17 protein-coding genes are annotated in these 14,295 nt (G+C 69.7%); 1 reads left to right on the forward strand and 16 read right to left on the reverse strand.

Annotated elements, in window-relative coordinates; translation table 11 throughout:
* Positions 1–3: 3 nt before the first annotated feature.
* From ABD708_RS16710 to ABD708_RS16735, 6 genes are all read right to left on the reverse strand, one after another.
* Complete coding sequence (locus ABD708_RS16710; protein ID WP_344756540.1) at positions 4–1,317, reverse strand: DUF6114 domain-containing protein; 1,314 nt, start codon at positions 1,315–1,317, stop codon at positions 4–6.
* A gap of 12 nt (positions 1,318–1,329) precedes the next feature.
* Positions 1,330–1,935 (reverse strand): DUF6230 family protein, encoded by a 606-nt coding sequence (locus tag ABD708_RS16715; RefSeq protein WP_344756542.1) that lies wholly within the window; start codon positions 1,933–1,935, stop codon positions 1,330–1,332.
* A gap of 87 nt (positions 1,936–2,022) precedes the next feature.
* On the reverse strand, positions 2,023–2,637 hold the full coding sequence (locus ABD708_RS16720; protein ID WP_344756544.1) for a TetR/AcrR family transcriptional regulator: 615 nt from the start codon (positions 2,635–2,637) through the stop codon (positions 2,023–2,025).
* A 22-nt stretch (positions 2,638–2,659) separates the two neighbouring features.
* Complete coding sequence (locus tag ABD708_RS16725) at positions 2,660–3,703, reverse strand: helix-turn-helix domain-containing protein (RefSeq protein ID WP_344756547.1); 1,044 nt, start codon at positions 3,701–3,703, stop codon at positions 2,660–2,662.
* A 105-nt stretch (positions 3,704–3,808) separates the two neighbouring features.
* Positions 3,809–4,030 carry a hypothetical protein gene (locus tag ABD708_RS16730; protein WP_344756549.1) on the reverse strand — a complete coding sequence of 74 codons (222 nt, stop codon included), beginning with the start codon at positions 4,028–4,030 and terminating at the stop codon, positions 3,809–3,811.
* Between the two features lie 132 nt (positions 4,031–4,162).
* Entirely contained in the window at positions 4,163–4,720 is a 558-nt protein-coding gene (locus tag ABD708_RS16735) for a gluconokinase (RefSeq protein WP_344756551.1), read from the reverse strand.
* 26 nt (positions 4,721–4,746) lie between these two features.
* Between ABD708_RS16735 and gndA the strand changes: the two genes are divergently transcribed.
* Complete coding sequence (gene gndA / locus ABD708_RS16740; protein WP_344756553.1) at positions 4,747–6,210, forward strand: NADP-dependent phosphogluconate dehydrogenase; 1,464 nt, start codon at positions 4,747–4,749, stop codon at positions 6,208–6,210.
* Positions 6,211–6,276: 66 nt separating this feature from the next.
* Here the strand turns inward: gndA and ABD708_RS16745 are convergent, their stop codons facing one another.
* From ABD708_RS16745 to ABD708_RS16790, 10 genes are read right to left on the reverse strand one after another with little or no spacing between them, the layout of a single operon-like run.
* Entirely contained in the window at positions 6,277–7,536 is a 1,260-nt protein-coding gene (locus ABD708_RS16745; protein ID WP_344756555.1) for a chloride channel protein, read from the reverse strand.
* Between the two features lie 30 nt (positions 7,537–7,566).
* On the reverse strand, positions 7,567–7,929 hold the full coding sequence (locus ABD708_RS16750) for a hypothetical protein (protein ID WP_344756556.1): 363 nt from the start codon (positions 7,927–7,929) through the stop codon (positions 7,567–7,569).
* 54 nt (positions 7,930–7,983) lie between these two features.
* Positions 7,984–8,322, reverse strand: coding sequence for a type II toxin-antitoxin system HicB family antitoxin (locus ABD708_RS16755; RefSeq protein WP_344756557.1), 339 nt, complete (start codon positions 8,320–8,322; stop codon positions 7,984–7,986).
* Complete coding sequence (locus tag ABD708_RS16760; protein WP_344756558.1) at positions 8,315–8,578, reverse strand: toxin HicA; 264 nt, start codon at positions 8,576–8,578, stop codon at positions 8,315–8,317. The genes ABD708_RS16755 and ABD708_RS16760 overlap by 8 nt, the downstream gene beginning before the upstream one ends.
* A 15-nt stretch (positions 8,579–8,593) precedes the next feature.
* Positions 8,594–9,832 (reverse strand): methyltransferase domain-containing protein, encoded by a 1,239-nt coding sequence (locus ABD708_RS16765; protein WP_344756560.1) that lies wholly within the window; start codon positions 9,830–9,832, stop codon positions 8,594–8,596.
* Positions 9,833–9,836: 4 nt separating this feature from the next.
* Positions 9,837–10,832, reverse strand: coding sequence for a ribose-phosphate diphosphokinase (locus ABD708_RS16770; RefSeq protein ID WP_344756562.1), 996 nt, complete (start codon positions 10,830–10,832; stop codon positions 9,837–9,839).
* Positions 10,829–12,289, reverse strand: a complete 1,461-nt coding sequence (gene glmU / locus ABD708_RS16775; protein ID WP_344756564.1) for a bifunctional UDP-N-acetylglucosamine diphosphorylase/glucosamine-1-phosphate N-acetyltransferase GlmU — start codon at positions 12,287–12,289, stop codon at positions 10,829–10,831. Before glmU ends, ABD708_RS16770 begins: the two co-directional genes overlap by 4 nt.
* Positions 12,286–12,990 (reverse strand): 5'-methylthioadenosine/S-adenosylhomocysteine nucleosidase, encoded by a 705-nt coding sequence (mtnN, locus tag ABD708_RS16780; RefSeq protein WP_344756566.1) that lies wholly within the window; start codon positions 12,988–12,990, stop codon positions 12,286–12,288. Before mtnN ends, glmU begins: the two co-directional genes overlap by 4 nt.
* Positions 12,987–13,457, reverse strand: coding sequence for an S-ribosylhomocysteine lyase (locus ABD708_RS16785; protein ID WP_344756568.1), 471 nt, complete (start codon positions 13,455–13,457; stop codon positions 12,987–12,989). The genes mtnN and ABD708_RS16785 overlap by 4 nt, the downstream gene beginning before the upstream one ends.
* Before the next feature lie 40 nt (positions 13,458–13,497).
* The gene (locus ABD708_RS16790; protein ID WP_344756570.1) at positions 13,498–14,277 is read right to left on the reverse strand and encodes an SDR family NAD(P)-dependent oxidoreductase; all 780 of its coding nucleotides are present in this window, start codon (positions 14,275–14,277) and stop codon (positions 13,498–13,500) included.
* Between the last annotated feature and the right edge of the window lie 18 nt (positions 14,278–14,295).

Genomic DNA, 14,295 nt, shown 5'->3' on the forward strand with positions numbered 1-14,295 from the left:
CGCTTATGGGCTGGTGGGCACGCCCGTGCTCTGCAGCGACGCCGACTCCTGGAAATCGGAGTAGCTCAGGCTGTCGGCCTGTGCCCCGAGGAGGCCCAGCACCATGTGCCCCTGGCCGAGCAGCGTCATGAGCGCCTCGAGCGTGAGGGGGTTGGCGGCGAGGCTCTTGTCGAGCCCCTCGCCGTCGCCGTACTGCGTGCCGATGCGGTCGATGTACACCACCGCGTGGCCCTTCAGCGTCATGCCGGAGGTGTCGAGGTTCACGACCTCCTGACGGTTCTTCGTGTCGAGGTGGAAGTTCCCGATCGTGAGCTGGTCGCACTCGATGCGGATCGCGGTCGCCCGCGAGCCGTTCGCGAGCGGAACCGTCACGATGCCGATCTGGCTCGGACCGGAGAGCTGCAGCGAGTCGCCCCACGTGGTCGCGGACGGGGTCGTGAAAAGTCCGTGGTCGTTGTCGGCGCCGAGCGCGAGCAGCGGGGTCTGCGTCGTGGGGTCGCTCGCCCCGGGGGTGGCGGCCGGCTGCCCGGGCGCGGGAGCCGACGAGCCCGACTGGCCGGGCACCTGGATCGTCGTGCCGCCGCCGGACCCGGGCGTGATCACCGACCCGCCCGAGCCCGACGACGGGCTGGGGCTCGGTGTGCTCGACGCCGATGACGACGGAGTCGGAGTGGGAGTCGACGACGGCGAGCAGAAGATGAGCAGCACGCAGCCCGACTGCACGGCCGAGGTCTCGGCCGCCTGCGCGGGCTGCGGCGCCACAGCGGCGACGGTGAGCGCGAGCGCCGCGATGGCGGCGGCCGCACCACCCTTGCGCAGCCCGGGCGGGATGACGGGCTCGGCGTGCCCGGGGCCGTGCAGCACGCGCGACTTCCCTGGCGGGTCCTGCGATGCGGCGTCTTCTGCGTCAGAGACGTCGGCCCCGGCATCCGTCATCGCATGGCCCGCCTGTTTTCTGGATCTCGACGGCCTCGGCATCCAGGCGACGGCGAGCACCCCGCCCACCGCGGAGAGCAGCATGCCGATCACGAAGCCGCCGAGGTTCACGCCGATCAGGGAGTAGAGCGACAGGACGAGCGCGATGATGCCGTAGAAGATGCGGTGCACGGGCATGAGCGCGATCAGGATCGCGAGCAGGACCAAGACGGCGGGGATCACGAGGGCCTGCAGGCCCTCGAGCCCCAGCTGGATGTGGATCTTCCCGATGTCGAGCTGACCGGAGAAGAACTCCTCGATGCCGCCGAGCGCGATGAGCACCGCGCCCCAGAAGGGGCGTTCGCGGCGCCAGCGCGCGAAGGCGGCGCGTCGTGTCGTCACGATGCGCGCCGCCTACTTGCCGGCGGGGCAGCCGCTGCCGTCAGTGGTGATCTTCAGGTGCATGCCGGGCAGGGCCAGCGTGCCCGCCGTCGTGCTGTAGGCCACCTGCGAGAAGTTCTTCAGCGTGATGCCCTGCGAATCCTGGGCGAAGTCGCCCGCGGAGCCCTTCGCGTTCGTCACGACCGTCGACGCGTCGGCGCCGATGCGGATGTTGCTGAAGACCGCGTCGCCCTTGAGGTCGGTCATGCCGATCTGGAGGTCCTTCGCGGTCACCGGGTCGCCGCCCTCGCCCGCGGTGATCACGAGGCCCACCTTGCCGAGCGGCGTGTCCTGCACGACGGCCTGGCAGAGGTTCGAGATCGTCGCGCTGCCGATGTTCGCGATCGCGACGGGCTGCTCCTTGCCGTCCTGCAGCTTGGCGACGCCGCCGTACTGCGAGAACGAGGTACCGTCGAGCTCGGAGCCGCCCATGGTGAACGAGGTGCCCGAGATGGAGAACGAGACGGGAACCGCGCCCTGGGCGACTCCGCCCACCATGACCGCCGCCACGATTCCCACCGGAACGGCGACCATCGCGATGCGCCCCCCGCGCGAGTTCACGATGCTCTTGAAGTTCATTGCTCCCCCTTTGGAACGAGTGACAAGACCACTCTGTCTTGCCCCGTTGAGGTTACAAGCCTATTGACAAACGGTCAAATAGCGCTCTCAGGGCGTGTCGGATGCCGCAGCGGGCGTCGCCAGCTCGACGACGGCGAGGCAGCTGCGCTCGAGGAACGCCACGAGTTCCTCGTGCTCGAGCCCCGCGTTGACGGCGCCGTCGATCAGTGCCTGCTCGGCCAGCGACACCCACGAGCGCAGCGCGATGTGCAGACGAAGGCTCGGCACGACGCCGAGCTCGCTGAACATCTGCGTCAGCCGCTCGGCCTGCGCCGAGCGCACCTCGTCGACGATCGTGCGCACCGTCTCGTCGCCGGAGGCCGCGCCCCGCACGAGCGAGAAGAACGTCTGGCTGTGCTCACGGGCGAAGGTCACAAAGCGCTCGAGGGTGTCGTGCAGCCGCTCGGAGGGAGCGAGCTCGGGCTTCGGCTCGGTGGCGCGCATCAGACTGTCGCGCGCAGCGCGAACGAGCTCGTGGTGCAGTCCCGTCTTCGAGTTGAAGTAGTAGAAGACCAGCCCGCGGGAGACCCCCGCCTCCGCCGCGAGGAACTCGATCGTGACCTCTTCGAGCGGCCGATCGGCGAGCGCGTTCACCCCGAAGGCGATCAGCTGCTTGCGCCGCTCCTCGGGCGTCAGTCGCGTGCGACGCTCCGAACCTGGCATCCCCCGAGCTTATCGGGGCCTCTCAACGGAGCTCTCGGGCGCGCTGCGAGCTGCGCAACGCGGCGGTCACGGCAAGGATCCCGGCGACGAGCAGGCAGGCGACGACGGTCAGGGCGTTGACGTTGCCGCTGATGTGGTCGCCGTCCCAGCGGCCGAGGTCGACGGGGCGCGCCTGCTGCTGGCCGCCGGCCAGCCGGTCGATCGCGGGCTGCAGGACGGCGAAGGTGTACACACCGCCCGCAGCGACCACGATCGCGGCACGGTACAGGGCGGCCACCGGAAGGTAGCGGATGACGAGGGCGATCAGCCATGGCAGCGCCGCGCTGACCACGACGATCGGCAGCGCCTGCGTGATGAGGTGCTCGGGCTGCCCGGTCGCCGCACGGATGACGAAGAGCAGCAGGACGAGCGCCACGGTGTCCGCGCCGAGCGCGATGACGGTGCGATGCCGGGCTGCGGTCTCCGGCAGCGGCCGTGCGGCGAGCCAGATGGGGCCGAGGATCAGAATGGTCGCGAACAGCACGGAGCTGATGGCGACGGCGAGCCAGGCGCCGTCGTCGCTGTACAGCAGCCGGATAATCGCCAGCAGCGCGAACAGACTGAGGAACGCGGCGGCCGGGGCGATCCACGGGTTGCGTTCCCCGGGAAGCAGCGGCAGCGTCGTCAGGCTGAAGGCGAGCGCGATCGCCGCCAGCACGACCCAGTACCAGCTGAGAGTGTGCGCGACCGAGAGGTTGACGATGAAGCATGTGACAAGCGCGGCGGCGTAGCCGATCGACGTGCTCCACAGCACCGCGGCCCGCCACCGGCGGTAGACCCGAGCCTCGCGTTCGACCCGCTGCGACGCATGATCATCGCTCGCGTTGATGAGCTCGCCCTCACTCACTCTCAGCGCCTCGGCCAGCGGGCCGACGAGGGTGATGTCAGGGTACGAGAGCCCGCGCTCCCACTTCGATACGGCCGACTCGGTGATGTACAGGCGCTCGGCGAGCTCGCGCTGAGTGAGGCCGGCCGCCTGCCGCTTCGCGATGACGAACTGGCCGAACGCCTTCTTGCTGGGGGTCATGGAAGAAGCTCAGCATGGGGCGCCGAAGGTTCGCGCATTCTGAACCTGATCGGCGACCCGACCGTCAAGCCAGTGGCGGAATTCCGCGGAACCCCGCACACCGACTCACTCGGCGTCGCTGCCGAATTCCCGTCGGAAGAGGAGCTGAACGTCGCGATCGAGTGCGTCGATCTTGGCGTTGACGATGTCAAACTTGGAATCCAGCCGGCCGATCTCCGCCCGGATCACCCGCACGAACATGTTCGACATGAGCGCGAGCATGCTGAAGAACAGGGTCGCGAAGACCCCGATAATCGTCCAGACCTGCGCTTCCGTCAACGTCGGCACCCCTCCATCATCGAACCGGTGCCGCCAGATTGCCAGACGATGAAGTCGATCTTTCCGCGATCGCACGGATTGTGGACGACTCGCCCGGCTGGACCGCTGTGCACGAGAAGACGGATGCCTCGGGCATCCGTCTCAGCAGATGATGTCGCCTTCGGCGGGCGCGCCGATGTCGACCGGCTCGCCCGCGGCGAGCGCGGCGCGGATCTCGGCGACCAGATCGTCGACGGGGCGCGCGATGTCGAAGACCCCGCCGCGTTCGTCGGAATCGAGCGGCTCGAGGGTCGCGAGCTGCGAGTCGAGCAGCGTCGTCGGCATGTACTCGTGGTGCCGCCCGGCGAGGCGCTGCTCGAGGAGCTCGCGCGTGCCGCTCAGCAGCGCGAAGTACGCCTCCGGCGCGTATTCGCGCAGCAGCTCGCGATAGGCGCGCTTGAGCGACGAGCACGCGACGATCGCCCCGTCGCCCACCGCGAGGCGCTCGCCGACGCGCCGCAGCCACGGCAGGCGGTCGTCGTCGGTGAGCGGGATCCCCGCCGCCATCTTCTCCTTGTTCTCGGCCGGGTGCAGGTCGTCGCCGTCGATGAAGACACGGCCGGATGCCGCGGCCAGGCGCTCGCCGACCGTGGACTTCCCCGACCCGCTCACCCCCATGAGGACGATGGGTTGCAGTGTGACGACCGGCGCGGAATCCATGTCTCTATCTTGGCTACTGTGGTCATATGACAGAGCAGTCCGTGGCAAACATCGGTGTCGTCGGCCTTGCGGTGATGGGGTCGAACCTCGCCCGCAACCTCGCCTCGCGCGAGGGCAACACCGTGGCGGTCTTCAACCGCACGTGGGAGCGCACGGAGACGCTCATCACCGAGCACCCTGAGGCCGGGTTCGTGCCCGCTCACGACTACGCCGAGTTCGCCGCGTCGCTGTCGAAGCCGCGCACCGCGATCATCATGGTGCAGGCAGGCCGCGGCACCGACGCGGTCATCGACGAGCTCACCAAGGTGTTCGAGCCGGGCGACATCATCGTCGACGGCGGCAACGCGAACTTCCACGACACGATCGCGCGCGAGCAGAAGATCCGCGAGACGGGCATCCACTTCGTCGGCACCGGCATCTCCGGCGGCGAGGAGGGCGCGCTGCACGGGCCGTCGATCATGCCCGGCGGCTCGGTCGAGTCGTACGAGACCCTCGGGCCGATCCTCGAATCCATCGCCGCGCGCGCCGACGACGGCGAGCCGTGCGTCACGCACGTCGGCACCGACGGCGCCGGCCACTTCGTGAAGATGGTGCACAACGGCATCGAGTACGCCGACATGCAGCTCATCGCCGAGGCCTACGACCTGATCCGCCGCGGCACCGGCAAGACGCCCGCCGAGATCGCCGACGTCTTCGACGCGTGGAACAAGACCGAGCTCGAGTCCTACCTGATCGAGATCACCGCAGAGGTGCTGCGGCAGACGGATGCCGAGACCGGCAAGCCCCTCGTCGACGTCATCCTCGACGCAGCAGGCGCGAAGGGAACCGGCGCGTGGACCGTGCAGAACGCGCTCGACCTGGGCGTGCCCGTCTCGGGCATCGCCGAGGCCGTGTTCGCGCGCTCGCTGTCGTCGAAGGCCTCGCAACGCGCCGCGGCCGCGGGCGTGCTGCCCGGGCCGGACAGCGAGGACTGGAAGCCCTCTGACCCCGACGCCTTCATCGAGGACGTGCGCCAGGCGCTGTACGCCTCGAAGATCATCGCCTACTCGCAGGGCTTCGACGAGATCATCGCCGGGGCAGAGCAGTTCGGCTGGGACATCAAGAAGGGCGAGATCGCGAAGATCTGGCGGGCCGGATGCATCATCCGAGCGCGCTTCCTGGGGCGCATCACCGAGGCGTACGCGGACGACCCCGATCTCGTCGCGCTCGTCCTCGCGCCGTATTTCCGCGACGCCGTGACCGCAGCCCAGGGCGCGTGGCGCCGCGTCGTCGTGTCGGCCGCAGAGGCCGGCATCCCCTCTCCCGCTTTCTCGTCGTCGCTCGCGTACTACGACGGCCTGCGCGCCGAGCGGCTGCCCGCCGCGCTCGTGCAGGGCCAGCGCGACTTCTTCGGCGCGCACACCTACAAGCGCATCGACAAGGACGGCATCTTCCACACCCTGTGGTCCGGCGACCGCTCGGAGATCGAGACGGAGCCCAGCTGGCACTGAGCCCATCGAGTGCGGAGTAGTTGCTCGAAAACCCGTGGTTTGAGAGCAGCTACTCCGTATTCGGGGTCAGATGTCGAGCTTGCGGGGAGCGTTGCGGTCCTCGCGGTGCTCGAGCAGACGGCGCGTGAGGGCGGCGCCTGCGACCGCGACGCCGAGCGGGGCGAGGAACTCGAGGGGCGCGTGCGTCAGCTCGAAGACGATCGCGAGCGCCATCAGCGGCGCCTTCTGACTCGCGGCGAGCAGCGCGGCTCCGCCGACGATCGCGAACGCGGCGACGGGCGAGCCCGGCCACAGCAGCGCCCAGCCGATGCCGAGCGCGGCGCCCGCGGCCGCGCCGAGCGAGATCGCCGGCTGCAGCACGCCGCCCGCTGCGCCCGAGCGGATCGTCGCGAGCGTCAGAACCGACTTGGCGGCGAATCCGATCACCAGCACGCCGAGCGCGGTCCACGACGTCGCGTTGAAGGCGTACTGGCCGAGCGCGCGCCCGTTGCCCATGATCTGCGGCAGCCAGATGCCGATGACGGCGACGATGACGGATGCCGCGGGCAGCAGCCACAGGATGGCGATGCCGTTCGGCTTCTTCTTCTCGGCCCAGGCCGTCCAGTGCGAGAACCAATAGCCGAGGAATCCGAACAGGGGCCCGAAGACCAGCGCGAACACGGCGAGCGACCACGACGGGTCGGCGCCGTGGATCGCGTAGAAGCCGTGGTCCCCCTCGACGACGCTGGCGACGAGCGCGGAGAGGGCAGACGCGCCCAGGGCGACGCCGATCGCCTCGAGCGACAGTTCGGCGAGCAGGATCTCGACCGTGAACAGCGCGCCCGCGAGCGGCACGTTGTAGACGCCGGCGAGGCCGGCTCCGGCGGCAGCTGCGACGACGAGGGTGCGCTCGCGCGCGTCCAGGCGGAACAGGCGGCTGAATCCGCCGCCGATGAGCGCACCGAGTTCGCGCGGCGCGACCTCACGGCCGACGGGCGCGCCCGCGCCGACGATGAACACCTGCAGCCCGGCGTGCACGATGGTCTCCCACCAGGGCATCCGCTCGCCCGTCACCGCCTTCTGCACGCTCGGCACCGCGCGCGCCCTGGTGCGGATCAGCCACCACACGACCGCGGCGATGCAGCACGCGACGATGACGGCGGCGAAGCGGCGCCAGACGGGCGCCGCGACCGCGCCGGGCCGCGACGGGTCCTCGAAGTAGCCGAACGCGAGGCTCTCGACCCCGCGGAAGAACAGCGTGACGAGCCCCGCCATGACGCCGACGAGCACGCCGACGATGAGGATGACGAGCGCGAGGCGCAGGATGCGTCGGGCGGCGGCGGGCATGCTCTCGACGTTAGCGGTTCCGCCGCGGCGTCAGCGACGGCGGAGCGTCTCGGGCGCGGGCCACGGGAGGGTCCACGTGGCGCGTCGGCGGCCTGGGGCGACCACTGCGGCCGAACCGAACGCGTCATCGACCACGACGATCGCCTCTGCCGACACCTCCGAGAGCCGCACAGGTAGCTCGACCCCGTCTTGCTCGAGCGACCACCGCTCGGCCAGGAATCCGATGCCCAGCTCGTCGAGCACGCCCTCGGCCCGGTCGAGATCGAGGGCAGCCGGCGCGGCGTCGCGGCCGAGCAGGTCGACGGGGATCCAGCCCTCACCGTCGGGGCGCAACCAGCCGACGAGCTCGCGATCGGTGCGGCGGAACTCGAGCCAGTCGGCGGGAACGGTCATCGCACCAGTCTCTCAGGCCGCTCGAGCAGAACCAGCATCTCGAAGTGCGCCGACTCAGGACGCGCGCGACAGCCGATCGGACACCAGCCGGTTGAGGCTGACCTTCTGCTCGGCCGCCTCGATCGCCAGGCGCCGATGCAACTCGGGAGGGATTCGCACGTTGAACTTGCCGGAATAGCTGCGGTCGCCTAGGGGTTCGGGCACGGGCTCACCGGAAGTCCTCATGTCCGCGATGACCTCGTTCACGAGCACCGCCAGGCCGCTCAGCGCCTCGGCCGGCGATCCTGCCAGCCAAGACAGAGAGGGTAGTTCTGCGACCGTGGCCACATGCTCACCATCCTCTGGCGACCATGCGACTCGATAGGTGTAGTGCGCGACATCGATCTCAGCCATCCGCATCTCCTTCCTCATGCAGTTTGTCGATCGCAGCGAGAACCTGCCGTACTTGATAGGGCTTGGCCCGCCCGCCCTCACCTCGCTGGATGTTGACGCGCGGGTCGCCCGGCCACGGCGTCTTGAACACCGCGTGCGAAGTGCCCCGCTGGCGAGGGCTGCCGAAATGCTCTTCACAGACTTTGATCAGTTCGTCGAAACGAACGTTCTGCGGTGCTCGACGCATCTCATCGATGATCTTGCCGAACCGCGTCACACGAAAACAATACCATTATTGGTACCAGAACGATCGCTCAAGCAGGACCAGCGTCTCGAAGTGCGCCGTGTGCGGGAACATGTCGAAGATCTGGGCGCGCACCGGGCGCAGCGTCGGCATCGCTGCGAGATCGCGCGCGAGCGATTCCGCGTTGCAGCTCGAGTAGAGCACGTGGCGCACGCCGCTCTTCTCCAGCCAGCCGGCGAGCTCGGCGCCGATGCCGCGACGGGGCGGGTTCACGACGACCAGGTCGGGGGCGGACACCTGGGCGAGCGCCCACTGCGTGGCATCCGCTGCGATGAAATCGGCGTCGAGGCGGGCGGATGCCGCGGCCATCGTGGCGCTTGCGACGGCGTCCTCGCTGAGCTCGATGCCGGTGACCTGCACACGATCATTTCGAGACGCGGCGTCGCCGCTCCTCAATGACCGGGAGGCGAGGTGGAGGGCGAAGCCGCCGACGCCGCAGTACAGGTCCCAGACGGATGCAGGAGCGAGCCCTTCTGCCCAGACTGCCGCCGTCTCATACAGCCGCGCGGCGATCGACTCGTTCGTCTGCACGAAGCTGCGCGGCAACAGCTGCAGCTCCACATCGCCCAGCGGCAGCTCGAGGGCGCGCTGCTCGGTCAGCCAGAGCTCCTCCTCCCCCTCGAGCACCGCCTTGTGCTCGGGCAGCAGGTTCACGGTCGCGACCCGCAGCTGCGGCAGCCCGTCGCGCAGCGCCGGCAGGTGCTTCCGGATGCGGCCGACGGATTCCGTCGAGCGCAGCACGAAGCGCAGCATCAGCTCGCCGCGCGCGTTCGCCGTGACGATCAGGTACTTGAGCTCTCCGCGGCGGGCCGGGATGTCGTACGGAACGAGGCGGGCGGTCGTGATGAACGACGCGAGCGCGGGCAGCGCCTCGCGGATGGCCGGCGTCACGATCGGACAGCCCTCGAGGTCGACACCGTGCTGCTGCGCGTCGAGGATGCCGAGGGTCGGGGAATCCGTCGTCCCGCCGATCACGAGCTTCGCCTTCGTGCGGAACCCGGCCACGTCGCTCGCCACGGGCGTGAGCCACTCGATGGCGCCGAAGCCGTCGATCAGCTCGTGAACTCGCGCCTGCTTGCCGGCGAGCTGATCGTCATAGGCGACGTCGAGCAGCGAGCAGGACCGGCAGACGCCCGCGTCGAAATACCTGCAGGGGATGGCGACGGATGCCGTGAGCTCAGGCCGCACTGCGCTTATCGTCGACGGCTTCGCCGCCGAGTGGGCCACGGGCCTACGCTGCCCCATCGAACATGCTCGTCACCGAGCCGTCGTCGAACACCTCGTGGATCGCGCGGGCGAGCAGCGGCGCGATGGAGAGCACGGTGAGGCGGTCCCAGCGCTTCTCCTCCGGCAGCGGCAGCGTGTCGGTGACGACGACCTGGTCGATGAAGTCGCTCTGCAGGATCTCGGTGGCCGGGTCGGAGAACACGGCGTGGGTCGAGGCGACGACGACGCCGATCGCTCCGTTGGCCTTGAGCGCCTCGGCCGCCTTGACGATCGTGCGCCCCGTGTCGATGAGGTCGTCGACCAGCAGGCACACCCGGCCCGAGACGTCGCCGACGATCTCGTGAACGGTGACGTCGTTGTGCACCTTCGGGTCGCGGCGCTTGTGGATGATGGCGAGCGGCACGCCGAGCTTGTCGCTCCAGGCATCCGCCACCTTCACCCGGCCCATGTCGGGCGAGACCACCGTCAGCGTCTCGGGGTCGAGGGACTTCTTGAAGTGCGCGAGCAGCACGGGCATCGCGAACAGGTGGTCGACGGGGCCGTCGAAGAATCCCTGGATCTGCGCGGCGTGCAGATCGACCGACATGATGCGATCGGCGCCGGCGACCTTGAACATGTCGGCGACGAGGCGGGCCGAGATCGGCTCGCGGCCGCGCCCCTTCTTGTCCTGCCGGGCGTAGGGGTAATAGGGCGCGACGACGGTGATGCGCTTGGCGGAGGCGCGCTTCGCGGCGTCGACCATGATGAGCTGCTCCATGAGCCACTCGTTGATCGGGCTCGTGTGCGACTGCAGCACAAAGATGTCGGCGCCGCGCACGCTCTCTTCGAAGCGGGTGTAGATCTCGCTGCCTGCGAAGGTGCGGATGTCGGTCGGCAGCAGCTCGATGCCGAGCTCGTCGGCCACATCCTGGGCGAGCCCCGGGTGCGCCCGGCCCGAGACCAGCACCAGCCTCCGCCGCGCGTCAGACTTGATGCCCCACTGGGTAACGGACTCCGTCACCGGCCCTGCCCTTCCTCGTGCTGCGCGTCGGCAGAGCCCTGCGCGTCGCGCGCGGCCTGGTCGGCCGTGCTTCCCGGGCGGTTGGCGTGCACCCACCGCTCGAGATTCCGCTGTGGTGAGACGGCCATCGCGAGCGCCCCGGGCGGAACGTCCTTGCGGATCGTCGCGCCTGCGGCCGTGTAGGCCCCCGCGCCTACTCTAACCGGCGCGACGAAGACGGTGTGCGCCCCCGTCTTGGCCTCAGGCCCGATCTCGGTGCGGTGCTTGTTCACGCCGTCGTAGTTCGCCGTGATGCCGCCCGCGCCGATGTTCGCGCCTGCGCCGATCTCGGCGTCGCCGATGTAGCTCAGGTGCGGCACCTTCGCGCGCTCCCCGATCTTCCCGTTCTTCACCTCGACGAACGCGCCGATCTTCCCGTCGGCGCCGAGCTCGGTGCCGGGGCGCAGGTAGGAGAACGGGCCGACGGTGGCCCCTGCTCCGATGACGGCGAGCGTGGCATCCGTTCTCTTCACCGTGGCGCCCGCACCGACCTCGGTGTCGACCAGCGTCGTGTCGGGTCCGACCTCGGCGCCCGCCGCGACCACGGTCGCCCCCTTGAGCTGCGTGTTCGGCAGGATCGTCGCGTCGGGCTCGAGCCTGACGGCGAGGTCGATCCAGGTGGTGGCCGGGTCCTGCACGGTGACGCCCGCGAGCTGCCAGCCCCGCACGATGAGGGCGTTGAGGCGGGCGGCCGCCTCGGAGAGCTGGGCGCGGTCGTTGATGCCCTCGACCTTCCAGCTGTCGGGCGTCGGCACGGCATTGACGTCCATTCCAGCGGCGCGCAGCGCGGCGACCACGTCGGTGAGGTACTTCTCGCCCTGCACGTTCGCAGTGCTCAGGCCCGCGAGCTTGTCGCGCAGCGCAGCGACGCCGAAGACGTACACGCCCGCGTTGATCTCGTCGATGGCGCGCTCGACGCTGCTCGCATCCTTGTGCTCGACGATGCGCGCGAGGGCGCCGTCGGCGTCGCGCACGATGCGGCCGTAGCCCGTCGGGTCGGGCACGACCGTGGAGAGCAGAGTGCCGCTGTCGCCCCCATCGCGGTGGGCGGCGACGAGCGCGCGCAGGGTGTCGGCGTCGAGCAGCGGGACGTCGCCGGACAGGATCAGCACATCGCCGTCGAAGTCGGCGGGCAGCGCGGTGAGCGCCTGCTCGACAGCGCGCCCGGTTCCCGGCACCTCGTCCTGGTCGATGAGGCGAGCGGATGCCGCGAGCTCGGCCACCGCCGCGGCAACCCGGTCGCGCTCGTGCCGCACGACGACGAGAAGGTGCGCGGCGTCGAGGGCCAGCGCCGTGTTGAGCACGTGGCCGAGCAGCGGAACCCCCGCGAGCTCGTGGAGCACCTTCGGGGTCGCGGACTTCATGCGCGTACCCTGCCCGGCTGCCAGGACGACGATGGCGAGGCGGCTGTCGGTCACAAAGCCATTATCGTCGCCACGACCACATCGGCCGAACGGGCGGCCGCGTCGTCGACGTGGGTGAGGAACTCGGTGCCGTCAGGCGCGCACAAGTCGCTGATCGCCCGGATCGAGACGAACGGCAGGCCGTGCGTGTAGGCGAACTGCGCGATCGCGGCGGTCTCCATGTCGACGGCGAGCACGTCGGGGAACGCCTCACGGAACCGCAGCGCGCGGTCGGAGGTGACGAAGGCCTCGCTCGAGCCGATGGTGCCCGCGCGCACGCTCTGCTCGGCCGAGTCCGCGCCGAGGGCCCGCTCGGCGAGCAGCGGCTCCGGGGCGTAGTCGGCCGGCATGCCGGGCACCTGCCCGAGCGCATAGCCGAACGCCGTGGCATCCGCATTCAGGTTCAGATAGCGCGAGCCGACGACGACCTCGCCCACCTGCACTCCCGTCGCGAGCCCGCCGGCGGTGCCCGCGCTGATGAGCGGGATTCCGGCGCTGAAGGTGTACCGCGCGTAGGCGGCGGCGGCCACCGCGTTGGCGAAGCCGATGCCGGCGCGCAGCAGCACGACGTCGTTGTCGCGGAAGGAGAGGTCGCGGCGGACGGCGTGCACGCCGGTCTCGACCTCTCTCACGCTCTCGGCGCGCTCGAGGAAGGGCGCGGCCTCTTCCTCCATGGCGACGATGACGACGGATGCCGGAGCCTGGGCATCCGTCATGCGGTGACCTGGCTCCACTCGTCGCGCTTCGCGAGGAAGTCGCGCGCCGCCTGCTGGGCGCCCTCGAGCGAGTGGTTCGCACCCCAGCCGCACTGCACCTCGTTGGCGGCAGGCACCTCGGTCGCGGTCGTGATGTCGGTCAGGGTCTGCTCGATGAGGGTGAGCACGTCGTCGTAGGCGGGCTCGCCCTGCAGGATCAGGTAGAAGCCGGTCTGACAGCCCATCGGCGAGAAGTCGATGACGTCCTTGCTGTGGTTCCGGCTCTTCTCGGCGAAGAGGTGCTCAACCGAGTGGACTGTCTTCATCTCGAGGTGGCCCACGTTGGGCTGAGCGAAGCGCACGTCGTACTTGACGATGACGTCGCCGTGCGGAAGCACCTTGCGGTCGGCGAGGCGGACGTAGGGCGCCTTCACCGTGCGGTGGTCGAGGTTGAACGACTCGACGTTCATGCGCTGCTGATCAGTCATGCCCCGATTCTTTCAGGCATGCGCGCCGAACGCGGTGCCGTTACAGCGTTTGAACGAGGCCGCCGTCGATACCGACCGAGGTGCCCGTGATGTTCGCTGCCAGGTCGCTCGCGAGGAACAGCACGAGGTCGGCGACCTCGCGCGGGTTGGTGAAGCGCCGGGTTGCCGTGCCTGCCACCGCACCGGCGGCGACATCGTCAGGCGCGACGCCGTTCGCGGCGCTCACCGTCTGCGCGACCCCGCCTGCGCCGAGCCAAAGGTCGGTGTGCACGGGGCCAGGAGCAACGTCGACGATACGGATGCCATGCTGCCCGACCTCCTTCGAGAGCGACTTGGAGAAGTTCGCGAGGCCAGCCTTCGCGGCGGAGTAGTCGATCACGAGCGGGTCAGGCAGCTTCGCGTTGACGCTTGAGACGTTGACGATCGCGCCGTGGCCGCGCTCGATCATGCCGGGCAGCACCGCCCGGGTGGCGCGCACCGCGGCGAAGAAGTTGAGCGTGATCGACTGCTGCCACTGCTCGTCGGTGACGTCGAGGAAGCCGCCGACGCGGGGCGTCGCGAAGCCGACGTTGTTGACCAGCACGTCGACCGGGCCATCGGCCGCGGCCACGAGCCGGCCGGGGCCGTCCACCGTGCCGAGGTCGACTTCGACGACGCGCGCGCGGCCCGTGGCGACCAGCGCCTCGAGCGCATCGGAGCTGTGGCGGGCGCCGGCGATCACCGTCGCGCCCTCGGCCACGAAGGCCTTGGCGATCGCCAGCCCGATTCCCTTGCTTGCTCCGGTGACGACAACCGAGCGACCCTCAAGACCGAGTTCCATGGGCACACCGTATTGGTA

Origin of the sequence: Gryllotalpicola koreensis (assembly GCF_039538185.1) — a bacterium.
Classification (GTDB): domain Bacteria; phylum Actinomycetota; class Actinomycetes; order Actinomycetales; family Microbacteriaceae; genus Gryllotalpicola; species Gryllotalpicola koreensis.

Excerpts from the sequence above, each read along its gene's own strand:
- ABD708_RS16715 (WP_344756542.1), bottom strand. The coding sequence starts at position 1,935 with ATGAACTTCAAGAGCATCGTGAACTCGCGCGGGGGGCGCATCGCGATG.
- ABD708_RS16755 (WP_344756557.1), bottom strand. The coding sequence starts at position 8,322 with ATGGCTGAGATCGATGTCGCGCACTACACCTATCGAGTCGCATGGTCG.
- gndA (WP_344756553.1), top strand. The coding sequence starts at position 4,747 with ATGACAGAGCAGTCCGTGGCAAACATCGGTGTCGTCGGCCTTGCGGTG.
- ABD708_RS16745 (WP_344756555.1), bottom strand. The coding sequence starts at position 7,536 with ATGCCCGCCGCCGCCCGACGCATCCTGCGCCTCGCGCTCGTCATCCTC.
- ABD708_RS16735 (WP_344756551.1), bottom strand. The coding sequence starts at position 4,720 with ATGGATTCCGCGCCGGTCGTCACACTGCAACCCATCGTCCTCATGGGG.
- ABD708_RS16790 (WP_344756570.1), bottom strand. The coding sequence starts at position 14,277 with ATGGAACTCGGTCTTGAGGGTCGCTCGGTTGTCGTCACCGGAGCAAGC.
- mtnN (WP_344756566.1), bottom strand. The coding sequence starts at position 12,990 with ATGACGGATGCCCAGGCTCCGGCATCCGTCGTCATCGTCGCCATGGAG.
- ABD708_RS16750 (WP_344756556.1), bottom strand. The coding sequence starts at position 7,929 with ATGACCGTTCCCGCCGACTGGCTCGAGTTCCGCCGCACCGATCGCGAG.
- ABD708_RS16725 (WP_344756547.1), bottom strand. The coding sequence starts at position 3,703 with ATGACCCCCAGCAAGAAGGCGTTCGGCCAGTTCGTCATCGCGAAGCGG.
- ABD708_RS16720 (WP_344756544.1), bottom strand. The coding sequence starts at position 2,637 with ATGCCAGGTTCGGAGCGTCGCACGCGACTGACGCCCGAGGAGCGGCGC.
- ABD708_RS16785 (WP_344756568.1), bottom strand. The coding sequence starts at position 13,457 with ATGACTGATCAGCAGCGCATGAACGTCGAGTCGTTCAACCTCGACCAC.